Here is a 19015-nt window from a genome sequence, read left to right as displayed (position 1 = left end):
GAATGATGGCCAAGCTTACCACCACCTTGCTGACCGCCGCGGCGCTCGCCTCGCTCGCGGCCTGCGCGCATAAGCCCAAGCAGCTGCCGCCGCCGCCGGTCGACAACAGCCAGCCGCTGCCCGACAGCAGCGCTTCCACCGGCAACACCGGCGGCGCGATCGTCCCCGGCTCGGACGCCGATTTCCGCCGGTCGGTGAGCTCCAACACGGTCAATTTCGACGTCGACGTCTATGACATCGACCCCACCGCACGCGCGATCCTCGACAGCCAGGCGCAGTGGCTGCAGCGCTACCCCAACGTCCGCGCCACCGTGGAGGGACATTGCGACGAGCGCGGCACCCGCGAATACAATCTCGCGCTCGGCGATCGCCGCGCCAATGCCGCCAAGAACTATCTGGTCGCCAAGGGCATCGATCCCTCGCGCCTGACCACGATCAGCTATGGCAAGGAACGCCCGGTGGCGATGGGCTCGGACGACAGCAGCTGGGCGCAGAACCGGCGCGCGGTGACGGTGGTGCTCAACTGAGCTGACGCGGGCGGGTGGTCCTGCATGAAGCAGGATGCGCCTGCCCACTTGCCTTCGTCACCCGGGAACAAATCCGGGTGACGGGCTGTGTTTGGCTAGCTGCTCCCCCCTCCGTGCGCCGGCCCTTGCAACTCGGTTGATTCCGATATAATTGTGATATCACTTTCCAACGGAGGGTGAGATGACGAACGCGGAAATTGGCGGCGTGAACGGGCTCAGCAGGTCGGGCGAGCGGGGGGCGACGACGGCGAGCGGCTATCCAATGCTGCTGGGCATCGTCGCGGCGGCCGTGATCGGCGGCATCGGCATCGCCAGCATCGATGGCGCACCGGTCGTCGGCGTGTTGCTGCTGATCGCGGGCGTGCTCGCGATCGCGCTGATCGCGCCGGGCTTCTACATGCTCCAGCCCAACCAGGCCGCGGCGATCACGCTGTTCGGCAGCTACAAGGGAACTGACCGTCGTACGGGTCTGCGCTGGGTGCTGCCGTGGCTCGCCCGCCGCAAGGTTTCGGTACGCGCCAACAACATCATCTCCGAGCGGATCAAGGTCAACGACCTGCGTGGCAACCCGATCGAGATCGCCGCGCAGGTGGTGTGGCGAGTCACCGACACCGCCCAGGCCTTGTTCGACGTCGACGATTATCGCGCCTTCGTGCTGGTGCAGATCGAGGCGGCGGTGCGGACGATCGGGTCGCGCTACGCCTATGACGATATCGAGCATCTCGAGGTGACGCTGCGCGGCCATCACGAACAGGTTGCGGCCGAGCTGCGCACCGAGCTGATCGCGCGGCTGGTGGTCGCCGGCATCACCGTCGACGAATGCGGCTTTACCCATCTCGCTTATGCGCCCGAGATCGCGCAATCGATGCTCCGCCGCCAGCAGGCCCAGGCGGTGGTGGCGGCGCGGCAGACGCTGGTCGCCGGCGCGGTGGGCATGGTCGAGATGGCGCTGGAGCAGCTCTCGGCGCGCCAGGTGGTGGAGCTCGACGACGAGAGGCGGGCGGCGATGGTGTCGAACCTGATGGTGGTGCTGTGCGGCGAGCGCGATACCCAGCCCGTGGTCAACACCGGCACGCTCTACCAATAGCGTCGTGACGACACCCCCGCGCAAGGCCTTTCCACTGCGTCTCGATCCAGCGCTCTACGCCGCGATCGAGCGAGCGGCGGCGAGCGACCTGCGCAGCGTCAATGCGCAGGTCGAATGCCTGCTGCGCGAGGCGCTGGGGCGGCGCGGCGTGACGCTTGACCCACCGGCACGCGCGCGGCGCGGCCGGCCACCCAAGGAGGATGGCGATGAGTGATGGAGAATGGTTTGCCCCCAAGATGTTTGGTCTGGGGGCAGGGCTGCCGATCGCCTGGCAGGGCTGGGTGCTGCTCGGCGTCTACCTTGCCATCGTCGCTGCCGGCGTGCGTTGGCTGGCGCCGCGGCACCCGGCGGCGTTCGGGGTGGTGATGGTGATCGTCACCCTCGCGCTGATCGCGATCGCCGCCCAGCATACCCGCGGCGGCTGGCGGTGGCGCTGGGGCGGGGAGTGACGGCGTTAGCGACAAGCTGAACCATCTCATCGGTCGCGCTGAGCTTGTCGAAGGGCATGAGACTCACGGTGCTTCGACGGGCTCAGCACGAACGGAGATGGCCGGGGCATAGCGGACCGGCGGGTTCAGCCGAACGCCTGGTCGAGCAGCTTGGCGAGACGCAGGCCGCCGCGCTCCACTTCGAGCCGGGCGACGGGGACGATGCGCTCGATCGTCGCTTCGTCGAGCATCACCTTGGCCGGCGTCGGGCCGCAGGGATCGCCCTTGAGCGCGCTGGCATAAGTGACGTCATGGGCGACCTGCCAGGATTCGCGGCTCCAGTCGGTGACGGTGCCGGCGGCGACCTTGGCCTTCACGCCTGCGGGATAGCGCCGCACCAGGCTCGGCCCGGTGGTGATCGCGCGCTCGGCGAGCGTGCCGTCCCAGATCGAATGGAGATTGAAGCGGCGCGGGCTGTAGTCGCCATAAGCGGCGGCGACGTCATTGCCGCCCTTGTCGCCCTTTTCGCCGGCGTGGAGCGGCTGGTGGAGATCGCCGACGAAGTGGATCAGGAACACCAGCGCCTGAACGCGCTCCTTGGTGGGCGTGCGCTTGTTCTTGAGCAGCGCCATGTCGCGGGTGATCTGCGCGGAGACGCAATTGCCGTCCTTGCAGGCGTCGGCGAGCGTGAACGGCTGGCAGATGTTCACGTCCTGGAAGTGCCAATTATAGGCATAGCCGAAGCGCGACTTGCCGTCGGCGTTCTTGAGCGGCTTGACGCAATCGGCCCAGGTGCTCGCGCCCTCGATCGTCGTCGCCGGGCAAGTGGGCGTGTCGAGCTGGCCGCTCTGGGCGAGCAGGCGCTGCACCGCGACGCGGGTGGCTGGGCGGACGTTCGCCATGGCGATCTGCGCCACCGTCTCGTGGCCGAATTCCCAATAAGCTTGGGCGGGGGACGCAACGATCAGCGCGGCAGCGCTGGTGACGGCGGCGGCGGCAAGCCGGGAAAGCAACTTCATGCCGGCGCCTTAGCGGCTGGCATGACCGCCGCCAACGGGCCAACCGCATGACTTTCCGGTCATCTGCCGTGGCCTATGTGCCTGTGAGCAGCAGCGCCGTGCTATTCGTCGCCGTAGATCGCCACCTGGCGCGCGCCCTCGGCGGTGACCAGGCCGCGGTACATGCCGGGAGTGGTGAAGTGCCACACCGGCGCAATGCCGGGCGCGGCGACGATGACGCCGCCGGTGCCGCCAAGCGCCTGGATGTCCGCCATCACCGCCGCCGCCGCGGTTGCCGGCGATTCGCCGAGCAGGCGGATCCGCGCGGCGATCTCGTGGCCGGCGCCGGCGCGGATGAAAAACTCGCCCGAGCCGGTGGCGGAGACCGCGCAGGCACGATCGTCGGCATAGGTGCCGGCCCCGATCAGCGGCGAATCGCCCACCCGGCCCCAGCGCTTGCCGGTGACGCCGCCGGTGGAGGTGGCGGCGGCGAGGTGGCCGGCGGCGTCGCAGGCAACCGCGCCGACGGTACCGTATTTCATGTCGACGTCGAACGCGGCCTTGCCGCCGGCGTTGAGCTCGTCGAGCTGGCGGCGGCGCTCGGGTGTCGCGAACCAGGCGGGGTCGACCTGCTCGAGCCGCTGCTCGATCGCAGAGGAATCGGCGCCGGCGCCGATCAGCAGCACGTGCGGGCTGGCCGCCATCACCGCACGCGCGAGGCTGACCGGATGGCGGGTGCGGCTCACCCCGGCGACCGCGCCGGCGTCGCGGGTGCGACCGTCCATGATCGCGGCGTCGAGCTCATTGGTGCCGCCGTGGGTGAAGCAGGCGCCGCGCCCGGCGTTGAAGTGGGGATCGTCCTCGAGCACGCGCACCGCGGCCTCGACCGCGTCGAGCGCGGTGCCGCCGGCCGCGAGCAGCGCGGTGCCGGCATCGAGCGCGGCGTTCAGCGCGGCGCGGGCCCCGGCGTCGGCCTCCGGCGCGGTGCGCTCGCGGAGCAGCGCGCCGGCGCCGCCATGGATCATCAGGGACCAGCCGGGGGAAGGGGGCATAAGGATGTCCAGCACGTCAGATGGTGGAAGGGGTATTCGCCGCGCGTTTCGCCGGGGCGTCGGCACGCAGGCCGATCAGCGGCCGCAGCGGGCGGATCGAGCGGCCGACGAGATAGAAAAGCCAGCAGCCCGCCACCGTGCTCGCGACCAGGATCGCGAACTCGGTCGCGGCGGGCAATCCAGCGGGGAGCAGCGCCCACATCACCAGGACGATCACGGTCTGGTGGATCATGTAGAAGGGGAAGATCGCTTCGGTAAGCATCGGCCGCCAGCGATGGTCGCGATTCCACCAACGTTCGGCGATGCCGATCAACGCGATGATCCCCGCCCATTGCTGGGTGGCATGGGCGGCGCCGTAATAGCCATAGACCCAGCGCGGTGTCGGCGTCGCCGGCCAGCCGAGCTCGACCGCAGCGATGAAGCCATAGCCAAGCAGGGCAAGAACCGCTGCGAGCGGCCACCAGCGGCCGATCGCAGCCATCGCGGCTTCCGACCGGGCAAGCGCGAAGCCGAACAGGAAGGCGGGGAAATAAGTGATGTGCGCGATCCAGTCGTCGAGCAGCGCATGGGTCTCGCCGACCATCGGGAACCAGCGCGCGTGGACGCAGACCAGATAGCCGATCGGCAGCCACAGCACCGCCGCGGTGCCGAACAATCGGTCGAATCCCCGCTGCAGCCCGGGCAGGCGGAGGAACAGCGTGCCGAACGCGAGCAGCGCGGTGTAGACCCATAGATAGCCGACGAACCACAGATGGTTCCAGGTCGGCAGACCGATCCCGCCGAGCTTGCCGAAGCTGAAGAAGTCATGCGTCCAGAACGGCCAGTAGCCGCCGGCATAGCCGCGCTTGGTGACCAGCTCCACCCAGGGCTGCGGCGGCACCACCACCGAGACGCCGAACGCGAGCGGCACCAGCAGGCGGTAGCTGCGGTTGCGGAAGAAGCCCGCGGTGCCGCTCGACCGCCGCAGCAGCGCACGGCTGGCATAGCCCGAGACGACGAACAGCAGGCTGAGGCGCCAGGCGTTGGTGGCGAGCATCGGCACCGTCGCCCATTGTTCGACATGCACGGATTTGACGTGGAAATTCCATGGCACGAACACCATGCCGATATGGTAGAGGATCAGCAGCGCGAAGGCGCCGATCCGCAGCCAGTCCATGCCATAATGCCGGGCCATCGGCGGTGCCTTTGAACTGCAAGGCTGGCGTTGTATAGGGCTGGCGCTGTAGAGGGTTAGTTCATGTCACTTCGTCCTTGGCGCGATATCGTCCGCCGCCCGAGCCGCCAGATCATGGTCGGCAACGTTCCCGTCGGCGGGGGTGCGCCGGTCACCGTCCAGACAATGACCAACACGCCCACCGAGGACGTGCGCGCGACGGTGGACCAGATCCGCCGCTGCGAGGAGGCGGGCGTGGACATCATCCGCGTCTCCTGCCCCGACGTCGAATCGACCGCGGCGCTCAAGCAGATCGTCCGCGCCTCGCGCGTGCCGATCGTCGCCGACATCCATTTCCACTACAAGCGCGCGCTCGAGGCGGCGGATGCCGGCGCGGCGTGCCTGCGAATCAACCCGGGCAACATCGGCTCGGCGGCGCGGGTCAAGGAAGTGGTCGACGCCGCCAAGGCCAATGGCTGCGCGATCCGCATCGGCGTCAACGGCGGCAGCCTCGAGAAGCATCTGCTCGAGAAATATGGCGAGCCGTGCCCCGATGCGCTGGTCGAGAGCGCGATGGACCACATCAAGCTGCTCCAGGATCACGACTTCCACGAGTTCAAGGTCGCGGTAAAGGCCTCCGACCTGTTCCTCGCGGTGGCGGCCTATCAGCAGCTCGCCGAACAGGTCGATTGCCCGCTCCACCTCGGCATCACCGAGGCGGGCGGGTTCGTCGGCGGCACGGTCAAGTCGGCGATCGGGATGGGCAGCCTGCTGTGGTACGGCATCGGCGACACCATCCGCGTGTCGCTGTCCGCCGAGCCCGAGGACGAGGTCCGCGTCGGCTTCGAGATCCTCAAAGCGCTCGGCATCCGCAACCGCGGCGTCCGCGTCGTCTCCTGCCCGTCGTGCGCACGCCAGGGTTTTGACGTGATCCGCACCGTTCAGGCGCTCGAGGAGCGGCTCCAGCACATCCGCACGCCGATGAGCCTCAGCGTGCTCGGCTGCGTCGTCAACGGCCCCGGCGAAGCGCGCGAGACCGACATCGGCATCACCGGCGGCGGCAACGGCAAGCACATGGTCTATCTGTCGGGCGTTACCGACCATCACGTCCAGGACGCCGGGATGATCGATCATATCGTGCATCTGGTGGAGGCCAAGGCGGCCGAGATCGAGGCGGCCGACCAGGCGCTGGCCGCGGTGGCACCGGAGGCGGTCGCGGCGGAGTGAGGCGGGGCGGGCGATTGTCGCCGGCACAACGCTCGGCTGGCGGCCGGACGTGACCTCCCCGCCGTCATCCTGAACTCGTTTCAGGATCCATGGCCCGACGGTTGCACCAGCGGGTAATGCAGGTGCTGGATGCTGAAACAAGTTCAGCATGACGAGTTTGTGGAACGACCTCCTTCGGCCGGATGAGGGCCGATGCCGTGCCGACGCATGGCGTGACCTGGCCGGCGCAGGCCGCTAAGCCCGCTCGCATGCGTCTTTCCGCCCGCCTCGCCTTTGCCGTCGCCGCCGTGGGGATCGCGATCTATTCGGCGATGGATGCGATCATGAAGGGGCTGTCGATCGCGAGCGGCGCCTATGATGCGGTGCTGTGGCGATCGCTTGCGGGCGTGGCGCTGATGGCGCCGGTGTTCCTGCTGCAGAGACGACCTTGGCCCGGCCGTGCGGCGCTCACGCTGCATCTTGCCCGTGGCGCGACCGGCGGTGCGTCGGTGCTGCTGTTCTTCTGGGGATTGGTCCGCGTACCGATGGCGCAAGGCGTGGCGCTGACCTTTCTCGCGCCGCTGATCGCGCTGTTCCTCGCTGCGGCGACGCTCGGCGAGCGCATCCGCCGCGGCGCGATCGGCGGCTCGCTGGTCGCCAGCCTCGGCGTGCTGGCGATCGCCGCGGGCGAGGTCCGGGCGCGGGCGTCGGACGAGGTGGTGCTCGGCAGCCTCGCCATCCTCGTCGCCTCGGTGCTCTACGCCGGCAGCCTGATCCTGCTCAGGCGCCAGGCGCAGGCCGCCGACCCGCTCGAGGTGGCGCTGTTCACCAGTCTGGTGCTGGCCGGGCTGATGCTGCTCGGCGCGCCATGGCTCGGCAGCCTGCCGACGGTGCCGCAAATCCCGGCGATCCTCGGTGCCGCCGTGCTCGGCTCGATCTCGGCGCTGGCGCTGGCCTGGGCGTATCGCCATGCCGAGGCGCAGGTACTGGCGCCGGTGGAATATACCGCCTTCGTCTGGTCGGCGCTGTTCGGCTTTCTGGTGTTCGGCGAGCATGTGTCGCTGTTCACCACCGGCGGCGCGACGCTGATCATCGGCGGCTGCGTGATCGCGGTGCGCGATCCCGGGCCGGGTCCGCAGACGGAGGCCGGGGCATGATCCGTGCCGCGACCCCGGGCGACGTGCCGGTGATCCTCGGCTTCATCCGCGATCTCGCCGCCTTCGAGCGTGAGCCCGATGCGGTAAAGGCGACCGAGGCGAGCCTGCACGCGGCGCTGTTCGGCGACCGGCCGGCGGCCGAGGCGGTGATCGCCGAGGATCGCGCGCCGCTGGGCTTCGCGTTGTTCTTCCACAATTTCTCGACCTGGACGGGCAAGCGCGGGCTGTACCTCGAGGATCTGTACGTGACCCCCGCGGCGCGCGGGCGCGGCGTCGGCACGGCGCTGCTGCGCCATTTGGCAGGGATCGCGGTGGATCGCGATTGCGGCCGCTTCGAATGGTCGGTGCTCGACTGGAACGCCGATGCAATCGCCTTCTACCGGGCGATGGGCGCGGTGGGGCAGGAGGAATGGACGGTCCAGCGCGTCGAGGGCGTCGCGCTCGCGCGGCTTGCAGGACGCGACTAGGCGGTCCGTTCAGCCCTTCACGTCGATGTTCATCGCGATCGAGATGCGGTCCCCGGTGCCACGATGCGGGCGGACGCCGTGGCGCACCCAGGCCGGGAAGAGGACGAGGTCACCGGCGCGGGTGAGCAGGCGCTGCTCGACCGGCTGCGGCTGGCCATCCACCCCTTTGAGGCGAAAGCCAGGCAGCCGCATCAGCGGCACGGGGAAACGCGGATCCTCGAAGAACAATTCGCCGCCGGGATCGCCGTCGGCAGGCGGCCCGCCCATGTCGACATAATAGACCGCGGCCCAGAGCACGCCGGGATGGGCGTGGCTCATGTTGAGCGCCCCCGGCGGCGAGACATTGGCCCACATCCTGATCGTCCATTCCACCGTGGCGGGATCGCGATCCTCGAAATGCGACAGCCGCTTGGCGGCTTTGATCGCGAGATCGGCAAGCTTGGCGGCGGCGGGGCCGCCCCAGTCGAGCATGTCGGTGGCGCTATGCCAGCCGCCGACGTTGGAGCGGTTGAGGCCGGTATCGGCAGCGGCGCGGGTGCGGATCGCCGCGGCGAGCGCCGCGGTCATGCCCTCGGCGTGGCTAAGCTGGCCATGGAGGATCGGGGTTTCGAACATCCCCACCTGCGCGGCGCGGACGCGAATCGCGTCTAGCGCCGGCTGGTCGAGGGTAGAGGCGGTAGGGGCGTTGGTCATCGACTCATTCCCCACCGGGGGCGTGCCTCAGCGACCCGCCATGTCGTCCTTGTTCATCGGATCGTCGCCCTTGGCCTTTTCGGCATTGTAGCGTTCGATCGCCTCGATGGTGATCTGCCGTGCCTCCGCGGCATCGCCCCACTTGCCGACGCGGACCCACTTCTTTTTTTCGAGATCCTTATAGTGGGTGAAGAAGTGCTCGATCTGCTCGAACACGATCTCCGGCACGTCGCCGCGGCCGCCGACGTTCGAATAATAAGGGAACACCGCATCGACCGGCACGCAGACCAATTTCTCGTCGCCGCCAGCCTCGTCCTCGAGGTTGAGCACCGCGATCGGCCGGGCGCGGACGACGCAGCCCGGAATGAACGGCGAGCGGGCGATCACCAGCGCGTCTAGGGGATCGCCGTCGGGCGACAGGGTGTGCGGCACGAAGCCGTAGTTCGCCGGATAGCGCATCGGCGTGTGCAGGATGCGATCGACGAACAGCGCGCCGCTGGCCTTGTCGAACTCGTATTTCACCGGCTCGCCGCCGGTGGGGACTTCGATCACGACGTTGAGGTCGTCGGGCGGGTTCTTGCCCGTGGGAATCAGATCAATGCGCATAGTTGGTTCCTGTTCACGAAATCAGCGCGGCATCAGCAGCTTGTCGAGGCCGCCATCACCGTTCCCTACCTTCTGGAGGCGCGGATAGCGGGGGCCGCCATGATAGTCGATGGCAAGGTCGCGGAAGCGTGTTCCATTCTTGACCAATAGATGGATCGGCTCCTTGGACGTCTTGGCCGCGAGGATCGCCGCCTTGATCCGCTCCGGGCTGAACGCCTCGCCGTTGACGCCCTGGATCTGGGTGCCGATGTCGATGCCCGCCTTGAACGCAGGCGAATCCCAGATCGAGGCCGAAACCTCGCCTTCCTTGTTGATCATCAGACCGAGCGAGTAGGTCACGTCGGTGCCGCGGGTCTTCTCGAGGCCGGTGAAGTATTTGGTCGGCTCGGCGGTGTAGACGAGCTTGTAGCCGTTCATCGCGAAGCCGTTGACCGGTGCGGGCTGGCCGGTCTCGGTCAGCCGCTTGGTGAGGAAGCCGGCCCAGTCGTACGGCACGATGCCGTTGAGCGTCGCGACGACATCGTCGAACGTATAGGTGAGTTCGCCATAGTCGCCGTCGCGCACACCGAAGAAGGCGCGGGCGAAATCGTCGATCGACTTGGTGCCGCCGGACTTCTGGCGGAGCATGGCGTCCACCTCCATCCACACCATCAGGCCCTCGTTGTAATAATCCTCCGAACGCTGCCAGCTGGTCCAGCCCTTGGGCCGGCGCTGCGAGATGATCGGATCGTTGGTGGTGTCGACCAGGTCGCGCCACTGGCGAGCGGGCGCATTGTCGTAATTGCCGGCAATCGCGGCATAGGCGTCGAGCGTGTCCTGCTTGGAGACGAGCCCCGAGCGCGCCTGGAGCACATAGCCCCAGAACTGGGTCTGGCCCTCATAGACCCACAGCAGCGAATCGCGCATCGGCGCGCGGAAGTCGGGCGTCCACAGATCGGCGCCGCGGCGGAACTTGCCGTCCCAGCTATGGGTGAACTCGTGCGGCAGCAGGTTGCGCGCCGGCGCGTTCTGGTCCCATTCGGTGAAGTAATTGGGGCGGCTACCGTCTTCCGAGCTGCGGTGATGCTCGAGGCCGATGCCGCCGAGCTGGTCGGACAGCGAGACCAGGAAGTCGTAATGGTCGTAATGCTGGGCGCCGAAGGTCTTCACCGCCTGGTCGACCAGGCGCTTGTGCGCGTCGATCTGTTCGGGCGTGGCGGCGAGCTGCTCGGGGCTGTCGGCGAAGACGTCGAGATTGACCTTGGGGCTGAGCGGCCAGACCTTGCCGTAGCGGCCGGCGAGCACCGGCGAATCGACCAGTATCTCGTAATTGGTGGTGTCGTAGGTGTAGACCGAGCCCGCCGCGCTCTGGCTGTGCTTGGCCGGCACCGCGCCCGCCGCGGTGAAGCCCGCCGGGAAGGTCGCGGTCATCTGGATCGGGATCTGGCGGGTGAAATAGCCGGCCGGATAGAGGCTCACCGAATTGGGCTGGAGGCTGACCAGATTGGGGGTCATCGTGATCCGCCCCTGGTCACCCTTGGTGGCGGAGATGAACTGGAAGCTGACCTCGAGCCGCTTGGCGCCGGTGGGCACGTCGACGTGGAAGGCGAACACGTCGACCGGGTCGCGCGTCCACGGCACCACGCGGCCGTTGGCACGGACCACCAGCCCGGCGACCTTCTCGATCTGGCCGCTCGGCGAGTGGTTGCCGGGCAGCCACTTGGGGAAGAGCAGCGCCATCGGCCCGCTCTTGGCGACGGGGATGGTCTCCTTGACCTGGAAGATGCCGCGCTCGGTATCGGTGGCGTCGACGTCAAGCCGGATCGTGCCGCCGGGATAGGCGACGTCCTGAGGCTCGGGAATGGTGTCGACGAACGGCACCGGCCGGGGGGCGGTGTTGCCCGCGGGCACCTGGGCGAGGGCAGGGGATGCAGCGGACACGAGCAAGGACGCGACGAACAGCTTGGCGGTCATGGAAGGCCTTCGGTCAAGAGAATGCGCAGGTGTTAGAGCGGCTGAAAGGGCAGTCGTCCAGTCCTTTGCCGTCGCGCTCAGCCGCCGCCGATGACGTTGATGGTGAAGGCGAGCACGCCGAGGTTGAACACGAACGCCGCCAGGCATTGCCCGATCGCCACCCGGCGCAGCTGGCGGGTCTTGATCGACACGTCCGAGGTCTGGAAGGTCATCCCCAGCGTGTAGCTGAAATAGAGGAAGTCCCAGTAATCGGGCTCGTCGCAATCGGGGAAGTCGAGCCCGGCGGCATCCTCGCCGTCCGCCTCGCTGTAGAACAGATGCGCGTAATGCAGCGCATAGATCATGTTGGAGAACAGCCAGGCGAGCGCGAGCGTCGCGATCACCAGCCCGATCGCGATCGCATCGTTCTTGCCCTTGAGCTCGGCCGCGACCGCGACGAGGATCACGATCATTGTGACCCCGGTAATGCCGAGCAGCACCGCGCGATTGGCGTCGTTGCTGCGCGCGGTGCGGCGCATCTTCTCTGCCTCGCCGTGGCGGAACAGGGTGGCGAGCGACACCAGGAAGATGAAGGCGGCGATGTCGAACGCGGTCATCGTGCCGCGGCCCTTGCCGAGCAGCGGGATCAGCCCGGCGAGGCCCGCGGCGAACAGCAGCGCGAACATCACGAACCGCGGCGGCGCGATGCGCTTGCCGATACCCCAGAAACGTTGCTGTGTGGTCATGGTGGCTAGCGCTAGCGCTTCGGGCCCACCTCGCCTAGATACCCGCCACTTATGGCCCGAATAGAGACCCCGCGGCGCGTGCGCGGCACCCAGGATATTGTTGGCGACGAGCAGCGTCGCTTCGCGCACGTGCTCGCCACGTTCGAGCGGGTTCGCGCGCTCTACTGTTTCGCGCGCGTCGACGTGCCGGTGTTCGAATCGACCGACGTGTTCGCGCGCTCGATCGGCGAGACCACCGATGTCGTCTCCAAGGAGATGTACACCTTCCCCGATCGCGGCGGCGACATGCTGACGCTGCGGCCCGAATTCACCGCCGGCATCGCCCGTGCCTTCCTCACCGAGGGCTGGCAGCAGCATGCGCCGATGAAGATCGCCACCAGTGGCGCGGTGTTCCGCTACGAGCGGCCGCAGAAGGGTCGCTATCGCCAGTTCCATCAGATCGATGCCGAGGTGATCGGTGCCGCCGAGCCCGCCGCCGATGTCGAATTGCTGGTAATGGCGGACCAGCTGCTGCGCGAGCTCGGCATCGCTGACGGCGTGACGCTGCAGCTCAACACGCTGGGCGATGCCGCGACACGCGACGCGTGGCGCGATGCGCTGGTGGCGCATTTCGAAAGCCATCGGGCCGACTTGTCCGAGGACAGCCTGACCCGACTCGAAAAGAATCCGATGCGGATCCTCGATTCCAAGGATCCACGCGACCGGCCGATCGCCGATACCGCGCCGGACATCGATGCCTATCTGACGCCCGAGGCGCGCGCCTTCTTCGATGCCGTCACCGCCGGGCTCGACGCCGCCGGCGTCGCCTGGACGCGCAACGCGCGGCTGGTGCGCGGGCTCGATTATTACCGGCACACCGCGTTCGAGTTCGTCACCGACCGGCTCGGCGCGCAGGGCACGGTGCTCGCCGGCGGCCGCTACGACGGGCTGATCGGCTCGCTCGGCGGCGCGGAAACGCCCGGGGTCGGCTGGGCGGCCGGGGTCGAGCGGCTGGCGATGCTGATCGACGAGCCGGCGGGCGAGATCCTCGACGTGGCGGTGATTGCCGAGGATGTTGCAACGAGCCAATCGGCAATGGCAACGACGGCGGCCCTGCGGCGCGCGGGACTGAGGGCGGAAGTCGTCGTCACCGGCAGCCCGCGGAAGCGGTTCGATCGCGCGTTGAAGCTCGCGCCGCGGCAGATCGTATCGTTCAGGCAGGCAGACGACGTGATCGGCTTCTCTCAGCGTGGCTATGGCGCGGAGACGGCGGAGATCGATCGCGTCGCCGCGATCATCGAGCCGCTACTGGCTGGCGCATGACCGCCATCTCCCCCGATCGCATCGCCCAGATCGAAGCCCGCCGCGACGAGTTGCAGGCGCTGATGGCGACCGGCGAGCTGCCGTCTGACCGCTTCGTCCAGGTCTCCAAGGAATATGCCGAGCTCGAGCCGGTCGCGCAGGCGGCGGGCGAGGTGCGGCGGTTGCGCCAGGAGGCCGACAGCCTTGCCTATATGGCCGAGGATGCCGACGACGACGAATTGCGCGCGATGGCGGCCGAGGAGCTGCACGACAATCGCGCCGCGCTCGAGGCGGCGGACCGCCGCCTCGCGCTCGCGCTGCTGCCGCGCGACGCGGCGGACGAGCGCGCCGCGATGCTCGAGATCCGCGCCGGCACCGGCGGCGACGAGGCGGCGCTGTTCGCCGGCGACCTGTTCCGCATGTACCAGCGCTATGCGGAAGGGCAGGGCTGGCGCGTCGAGCTGATCTCCTCCTCGTCGTCCGACGCCGGCGGGTTCAAGGAAGCGGTGGCGAGCGTCACCGGCCAGGGCGTGTTCGCGCGGCTCAAGTTCGAATCCGGCGTCCACCGCGTCCAGCGCGTGCCCGCGACCGAGGCGGGCGGGCGGATCCACACCTCGGCGGCGACGGTGGCGGTGCTGCCCGAGGCCGAGGAGGTCGACGTCCGCATCGAGGACAAGGACCTGCGCATCGACGTCTATCGCTCGTCCGGCCCCGGCGGCCAGTCGGTCAACACCACCGACAGCGCGGTGCGCATCACCCATCTGCCGAGCGGGCTGGTGGTGATCCAGCAGGACGAGAAATCGCAGCACAAGAACAAGGCCAAGGCGATGAAGGTGCTGCGCACTCGCCTGTACGAGGCCGAGCGCGAGCGGCTCGCCTCGGAGCGGGCCGGCGCGCGCAAGTCGATGGTCGGCTCGGGCGACCGCTCGGAGCGGATCCGCACCTATAATTTCCCGCAAGGCCGAGTCACCGATCACCGCATCAACCTGACGCTGCACCGATTGCCCGAGATCATGCAGGGCGAGATGGGCGAACTGATCGGCGCGCTGATCGCCGAGGATGAGGCGGAGCGGCTGGCCAGCCTCGATGCCTGAGGGCAGGTGACAGGATCGTGGCACCGGGCTCCATGACCCTCCACGCCGCGCTGGCCGAGGCCGCCGCGCGGTTCGGCTTCTCCGCCACGCCCCGTCTCGATGCCGAGCTGCTGATGGCACACGCGCTCGACATCGAGCGAAATCGGCTGCTGCTCGATCTCGATCGCCCGGTACCGCCCGAATTCGCGGCGCTGGTCGCGCGCCGGGAGGCGCACGAGCCGATCGCCTATATTACCGGCAGCCGCGGCTTCTGGAGCATCGACCTTGCGGTCGGCCCCGGCGCGCTGGTGCCGCGCGCCGACAGCGAGACCCTGCTGATCGCTGCCGCCGCGCATTTCGGCAGCGGTGCGCCGGCAAGCGTGCTTGATCTCGGCACCGGCCCCGGCACGCTGCTGCTCGCCGCGCTCGACGAATGGCCCGCCGCGATCGGGCTTGGCATCGACCGCTCGGTCGCGGCGCTGGGCTATGCCCGCGCCAATGCCGCCGCGCTCGGCCTGCAAAGCCGGGCGCATGTCGCGATCGGGCACTGGGCCGCCGCGATCGACGCGCGCTTCGATCTGGTGCTCGCCAACCCGCCCTATATCGGCACGGCGGAAGTCCTGCCGGCCGAGGTCGCCCGCTACGAGCCGGGCAGCGCGCTGTTCGCCGGCGCCGACGGACTCGACGATTATCGCCTGCTCGCGCCTCAGCTTGCCCGGCTGATCGCGCCAGGCGGCTGCGCGGTGATCGAGATCGGCCACACCCAGGCGGCCAGCGTCACCGCGCTGCTCGTGGCAGAGGGTCTTGCCGTCACCGTCCGCCAGGATTTCGGCGGGCGCGACCGATGCCTCATCGCCACACCTTGCAATTGAACCGCCGCACCCCAATATTTCACTTGTCGGACCGGCCCGCCGCCCGCTAATGATGAGACGGGGCACGCACCTTCACCATTGTTGGTTGAATAAAGGGCGATGGCCCGCATCCTTTGTCATGCAACCGCTGCTCCCGGCGGTCGCGGCAGGCTCGACCGCAAGCGCTTGGCGCTTGAGGCGATGCCCGAAGGATTGCACCGCGGTACCGGGAAAAGGCCAGACTTGGTTTTGAACACCACACACTCTGATCATGGGACATTAGCTTGATCAACAATCGGCAGAACGGCCGTCGTCGCGGTCGTGGCGGCAACAATAATAACGGTGGTGGTGGCGCTCCGCGTCAGGGTGGCGGCCAGGGTCGTCCCGACAATGGCAACCGGATCGACAGCCGTGCGCGCGGCAACGCCAATCAGCTGTTCGAGAAGTACAAGAATCTCGCCAGCGATGCGCAGCGCCAGGGCGATCGGGTCAACACCGAATATTATCTGCAGTTCGCCGATCACTATTTCCGCGTGATCGCCGACCAGCGTGGCCGGTTCGAGGACCAGCAGCCGCGCCGCCAGCAGCCGTTCGAGCTCGATGGCGACGATGATTATGGCGACGAAGGCGAGCCGATCCGCGCCGGCGAGCAGGACGGCGACAGCCGCGACGACCGCCAGGAGCGCAACGATCGCCAGTCACGCGATGACCGCCCGCGGGATGACCGTCAGGCCCGCGACGATCGCCAGGACCGCCAGCCGCCGCGCCGCGCCGCGCAGGACGGCGACCAGCCCCGCCAGCCACGCAGCAATTGGGAAGATCGCAGCGGCAATCGCGAGGCTCCCCGCGAGGATCGCGCGCCGCGTGAAGACCGCGCCGCCCGTGACGAGCGTGGTCCCCGCGAGGAGCGTGTTGAGCGTGCGCCGCGTGACGATCGGCCCCGTGACGATCGGCCCCGTGACGACCGCCCCCGCGAAGAACGCCCGCTGCGCCGCCCGCGGTTCGAGCAGGAGCAGCCGGTCGAGGTCGCCGGTCAGCGCCGGTCCGATCCACTCGCGGAAGGCGAGTCGCTGGTCGACCGCGCCGAGACCGTGCTCGAAGCCGATGCGCCGCTGCAGCGTCCCCGTCGCGGTAGGCCGCGGCGCGATGCGCAGCCGGTAGTTGCGGCCGATGGCGATGCCGGCGCGCCGGCGCCGCAGGCGACCGATGCCGGTGGCGAGAGCAACGGCTTCGAGGCCGATCGCCTGCCGCCGTCGCTCAATATCGCCGCGGCCAACGATGCCGAGGAAGCGCCCAAGCCGCGCCGTCGCCGCACCCCGCGCGCGACCGTGGAAGCACCCGCGGCGGAGTGATCCGCTGCCGGCATCCGCGGATGCCGCCTGCGCCTAGATAGAGGGCCGGTCCTGCGAGGGGCTGGCCCTTTGTCATGGGGAGGGCCTGGACGCGCGAAGGCTTTGCCATGGCGCTGCAAACATGATCTCATCTCCTCAAACATAAGGAGAGGTCGAGATGACGATCGCAGCGATTCTGCACGGCAAGGGCGATGCGGTGGTATCGCTCACCGGCGCGGCAACGGTGGCGCAGGCGGTGGCGCTGCTCGCCGAACGACGGATCGGCGCGATGCCGGTGATGGATGGCGAGGCGGTAATCGGCATCTTCTCCGAACGCGACGTCATCCACTGCCTCGCGGCCAAGGGCGCCGATGCGCTCGCCTTGCCGGTGTCCGCGGTGATGACCTCGCCGGTGGAGAGCGTGGCGCCCGACCATGCGGTCCTCGGCGCGCTGTCGCTGATGACGCGGCGACGGATCCGCCATTTGCCGGTGGTGGTGGAGGGGCGGCTGGTCGGCGTCGTCTCGATCGGCGACCTCGTCAAATACCGCATCGACCAGATCGAGGCCGATGCCGCGGCGATGCGCGACTATATCCAGGGCGGTTGAACGGGTGGCATGGCGCTGCCGGGCCGCTCAGCCTGGCAGCGGCTGCTTGCGAATCACCTTGATCAGCTCGCGCATGGTTGCGCGCGCGAGCAGCAGCATCCAGCCGCCATAGACCAGTCCGCCGATCGTGACGAGGATGGCGAGCCGCACCGGCGGCGCGGTGGCGGGCGCCGCGGTGACCAGCGCGAGGTCGGCGAGGTGGACGACCGCCCCCATCACCAAGGCGGCCCCGACCGCGGGGGTGATCGCCGCTGCGAGCGCGCGCGGGCTCGCCCCGATCACCGGCAACGACCGCCAGCTACTGATCGCGAGATAGAGCGGATAGGCGGCCAGCCAGCTCCAGGCGAGCCCCTCGGGGCCCCAGCGCACCCCGATCAGGAAGGCAGCGGCGAGGATCGCGGCACCGCCGGCGCCGTTGCGCGCGGCGATGCCGGGGCGGCCCTGGGCGTCGCACGCGGGCGAGTAGAGCACCTGTAGCGTCATGAACGGCATGGCGAGCGCGAGCAGCCGTACCACCGGCACCGCGTCGGCCCATTTGGCGCCGAGCATCGTCAGCACCAGCGGCTCGGCGGTGGCGGCTAGGCCAAGATAGAAGGGCATCGCCGCGACCATGATGATCCGTACCGCGCGCACGAAGGCGGCGCCGATCGCCTGCTGGTCGTGCTGGATACGCGCATAGGCGCTGAACGCGACCTCGTTGAGCGGCGGCACGATCTTGGAGACGAACACCTGGGCGAGGAACAAGGCGGTGGTGTAGATGCCGAGCCGGTGGGGATCGAACCAGCGTCCGGCGATGAACACGTCGGCCTGGCTCTGCAGGAACCAGAAGAACTGGCCGGTCGCCATGGCCCCGCCGAACCCGACCAAATGGCGGGTGCCGCGGAAATCGAAGCTCGGCCACATCAATGCGCGCGCGCCCCAGGTTAGCATCGTCGCCCGCGCCACGTAGAGCGCGAGCGGGGCGAATACTAAGGTCCACACGCCAAGACCGGCCAGCGCGCCGGCGAGCGCGGTTGCCGCGCCGGCGAGCGCCCCGGCGATGTTGGCCGCGGCCTGGCGGCGAAAATCCATCCGCCGGCTGAGCAGGGCATATGACAGCGCTGAGAATGGCGTCGTCACATACAGCAGTGCCTGGACGCGCAGCAGCTGCGCGACCTCGGGCTGGCGGTAATAGGCCGCGGCGAGCGGGGCGAGCAGCAGCTGCGCCACCGCCAGCCCGCCGTTGACGACAATGAGCATGCCGAACAACTGCCTGGTGTGAAGCGGCGTCACCTCCTCATGCCGGATCAACCCGCTCGCGAGGCCGTAGCCGTTGAGCATGTTGAGGAACACCAGCACCACCCCGGTCATGGCGTAAAGGCCATAATCCTGCGGGTTGAGGATGCGGATCACCAGGAAGGTCGCGACCCATTGCACGCTCTGGGCAAGGATTTGACTGCCTGAGCGCCAGATCACCGCCCGGCGTACCTGGCTGGTCAGCGATTCTGCCGGTCGGCCGGCGTGATTCGTCGTGCTGTTCACCCTTACGGCGATAGGCGTCAGCTGTTCACAACCCGTAAAGCCGCAGAAAACCGCGGGTTTTCCCCGCCCTGTCAAAAATCTGCCAAAAAGCGTTTGACGGCTTTGGATGACCCTCCTAGAGGGACGTCACCGCAGCGACGGACCACACGGTTCGCTTCTCGGTCACCACAGATAAGGCGCTCTGATCGCCCTTCTAGCAAGGAGGGTTGGATAGAGCGTCGGTTTTGTCGGCTCTTTGACATTGTAGGTAAGATGAAGGGACATGTGGGCGGCGGCTCCGGGTCTTGGCGGCATTCAGG

20 protein-coding genes are annotated in these 19015 nt (G+C 68.4%); 12 read left to right on the top strand and 8 right to left on the bottom strand.

What is annotated here, in order from left to right; all coding sequences use genetic code 11:
- The first annotated feature begins 5 nt into the window (after window positions 1-5).
- The 4 genes from pal (at window position 6) to AC07M8_RS04235 (ending at window position 2063) form a co-directional block, all read left to right on the top strand.
- Complete coding sequence (gene pal / locus AC07M8_RS04250) at window positions 6-527, top strand: peptidoglycan-associated lipoprotein Pal (protein WP_267394719.1); 522 nt, start codon at window positions 6-8, stop codon at window positions 525-527.
- Between the two features lie 181 nt (window positions 528-708).
- Window positions 709-1614, top strand: coding sequence for an SPFH domain-containing protein (locus tag AC07M8_RS04245; protein WP_495173164.1), 906 nt, complete (start codon window positions 709-711; stop codon window positions 1612-1614).
- A 4-nt stretch (window positions 1615-1618) separates the two neighbouring features.
- Entirely contained in the window at window positions 1619-1828 is a 210-nt protein-coding gene (locus AC07M8_RS04240) for a type II toxin-antitoxin system antitoxin (protein WP_267394717.1), read from the top strand.
- Window positions 1821-2063, top strand: coding sequence for a hypothetical protein (locus AC07M8_RS04235; RefSeq protein ID WP_495173163.1), 243 nt, complete (start codon window positions 1821-1823; stop codon window positions 2061-2063). Before AC07M8_RS04240 ends, AC07M8_RS04235 begins: the two co-directional genes overlap by 8 nt.
- Before the next feature lie 125 nt (window positions 2064-2188).
- Here the strand turns inward: AC07M8_RS04235 and AC07M8_RS04230 are convergent, their stop codons facing one another.
- The 3 genes from AC07M8_RS04230 to AC07M8_RS04220 form a co-directional block, all read right to left on the bottom strand.
- Entirely contained in the window at window positions 2189-3061 is an 873-nt protein-coding gene (locus AC07M8_RS04230; RefSeq protein WP_495173162.1) for a S1/P1 nuclease, read from the bottom strand.
- A 101-nt stretch (window positions 3062-3162) separates the two neighbouring features.
- Window positions 3163-4065, bottom strand: a complete 903-nt coding sequence (locus tag AC07M8_RS04225; protein ID WP_495173161.1) for an isoaspartyl peptidase/L-asparaginase family protein — start codon at window positions 4063-4065, stop codon at window positions 3163-3165.
- A gap of 43 nt (window positions 4066-4108) precedes the next feature.
- The gene (locus AC07M8_RS04220; protein ID WP_495173160.1) at window positions 4109-5266 is read right to left on the bottom strand and encodes an acyltransferase family protein; all 1158 of its coding nucleotides are present in this window, start codon (window positions 5264-5266) and stop codon (window positions 4109-4111) included.
- 63 nt (window positions 5267-5329) lie between these two features.
- On the opposite strand from AC07M8_RS04220, the gene ispG reads away from it, so the two are divergent.
- The 3 genes from ispG to AC07M8_RS04205 all read left to right on the top strand — a co-directional run bounded on the left by ispG (window position 5330) and on the right by AC07M8_RS04205 (window position 8075).
- Entirely contained in the window at window positions 5330-6472 is a 1143-nt protein-coding gene (gene ispG / locus AC07M8_RS04215; RefSeq protein WP_495173159.1) for a flavodoxin-dependent (E)-4-hydroxy-3-methylbut-2-enyl-diphosphate synthase, read from the top strand.
- Between the two features lie 248 nt (window positions 6473-6720).
- Window positions 6721-7608 carry a DMT family transporter gene (locus tag AC07M8_RS04210; RefSeq protein WP_495173158.1) on the top strand — a complete coding sequence of 296 codons (888 nt, stop codon included), beginning with the start codon at window positions 6721-6723 and terminating at the stop codon, window positions 7606-7608.
- Window positions 7605-8075 (top strand): GNAT family N-acetyltransferase, encoded by a 471-nt coding sequence (locus AC07M8_RS04205; protein ID WP_495173157.1) that lies wholly within the window; start codon window positions 7605-7607, stop codon window positions 8073-8075. Before AC07M8_RS04210 ends, AC07M8_RS04205 begins: the two co-directional genes overlap by 4 nt.
- A 9-nt stretch (window positions 8076-8084) precedes the next feature.
- Here AC07M8_RS04205 and AC07M8_RS04200 read toward each other — a convergent pair whose 3' ends face one another.
- The 4 genes from AC07M8_RS04200 to AC07M8_RS04185 all read right to left on the bottom strand — a co-directional run bounded on the left by AC07M8_RS04200 (window position 8085) and on the right by AC07M8_RS04185 (window position 12052).
- Entirely contained in the window at window positions 8085-8768 is a 684-nt protein-coding gene (locus tag AC07M8_RS04200; RefSeq protein ID WP_495173156.1) for a TIGR02466 family protein, read from the bottom strand.
- 27 nt (window positions 8769-8795) lie between these two features.
- Window positions 8796-9374 (bottom strand): inorganic diphosphatase, encoded by a 579-nt coding sequence (ppa, locus tag AC07M8_RS04195; RefSeq protein ID WP_267394708.1) that lies wholly within the window; start codon window positions 9372-9374, stop codon window positions 8796-8798.
- A gap of 21 nt (window positions 9375-9395) precedes the next feature.
- Window positions 9396-11327: a M61 family metallopeptidase gene (locus AC07M8_RS04190; protein ID WP_495173155.1), complete on the bottom strand. Its 1932-nt coding sequence runs from the start codon at window positions 11325-11327 to the stop codon at window positions 9396-9398.
- 77 nt (window positions 11328-11404) lie between these two features.
- Window positions 11405-12052 (bottom strand): DUF1345 domain-containing protein, encoded by a 648-nt coding sequence (locus AC07M8_RS04185; RefSeq protein ID WP_495173154.1) that lies wholly within the window; start codon window positions 12050-12052, stop codon window positions 11405-11407.
- A 51-nt stretch (window positions 12053-12103) separates the two neighbouring features.
- Between AC07M8_RS04185 and hisS the strand changes: the two genes are divergently transcribed.
- The 5 genes from hisS to AC07M8_RS04160 all read left to right on the top strand — a co-directional run bounded on the left by hisS (window position 12104) and on the right by AC07M8_RS04160 (window position 17195).
- Entirely contained in the window at window positions 12104-13354 is a 1251-nt protein-coding gene (gene hisS, locus AC07M8_RS04180; protein ID WP_495173153.1) for a histidine--tRNA ligase, read from the top strand.
- Complete coding sequence (gene prfA / locus AC07M8_RS04175; protein WP_267394704.1) at window positions 13351-14427, top strand: peptide chain release factor 1; 1077 nt, start codon at window positions 13351-13353, stop codon at window positions 14425-14427. Before hisS ends, prfA begins: the two co-directional genes overlap by 4 nt.
- Before the next feature lie 32 nt (window positions 14428-14459).
- On the top strand, window positions 14460-15278 hold the full coding sequence (prmC, locus tag AC07M8_RS04170) for a peptide chain release factor N(5)-glutamine methyltransferase (protein ID WP_495173761.1): 819 nt from the start codon (window positions 14460-14462) through the stop codon (window positions 15276-15278).
- A 263-nt stretch (window positions 15279-15541) separates the two neighbouring features.
- Window positions 15542-16609 (top strand): DUF4167 domain-containing protein, encoded by a 1068-nt coding sequence (locus tag AC07M8_RS04165; protein ID WP_495173152.1) that lies wholly within the window; start codon window positions 15542-15544, stop codon window positions 16607-16609.
- A gap of 157 nt (window positions 16610-16766) precedes the next feature.
- Window positions 16767-17195 carry a CBS domain-containing protein gene (locus AC07M8_RS04160; RefSeq protein ID WP_495173151.1) on the top strand — a complete coding sequence of 143 codons (429 nt, stop codon included), beginning with the start codon at window positions 16767-16769 and terminating at the stop codon, window positions 17193-17195.
- A gap of 27 nt (window positions 17196-17222) precedes the next feature.
- Here AC07M8_RS04160 and AC07M8_RS04155 read toward each other — a convergent pair whose 3' ends face one another.
- Window positions 17223-18716, bottom strand: a complete 1494-nt coding sequence (locus tag AC07M8_RS04155; protein ID WP_495173150.1) for a lipopolysaccharide biosynthesis protein — start codon at window positions 18714-18716, stop codon at window positions 17223-17225.
- Window positions 18717-19015 lie beyond the last annotated feature (299 nt).

This window comes from Sphingomonas sp. GW821-FHT09E03 (genome assembly GCF_059416225.1).
The sequence above is the reverse complement of the archived record's forward strand: the minus strand, read 5'-3'. Positions and strand labels throughout refer to the sequence as shown.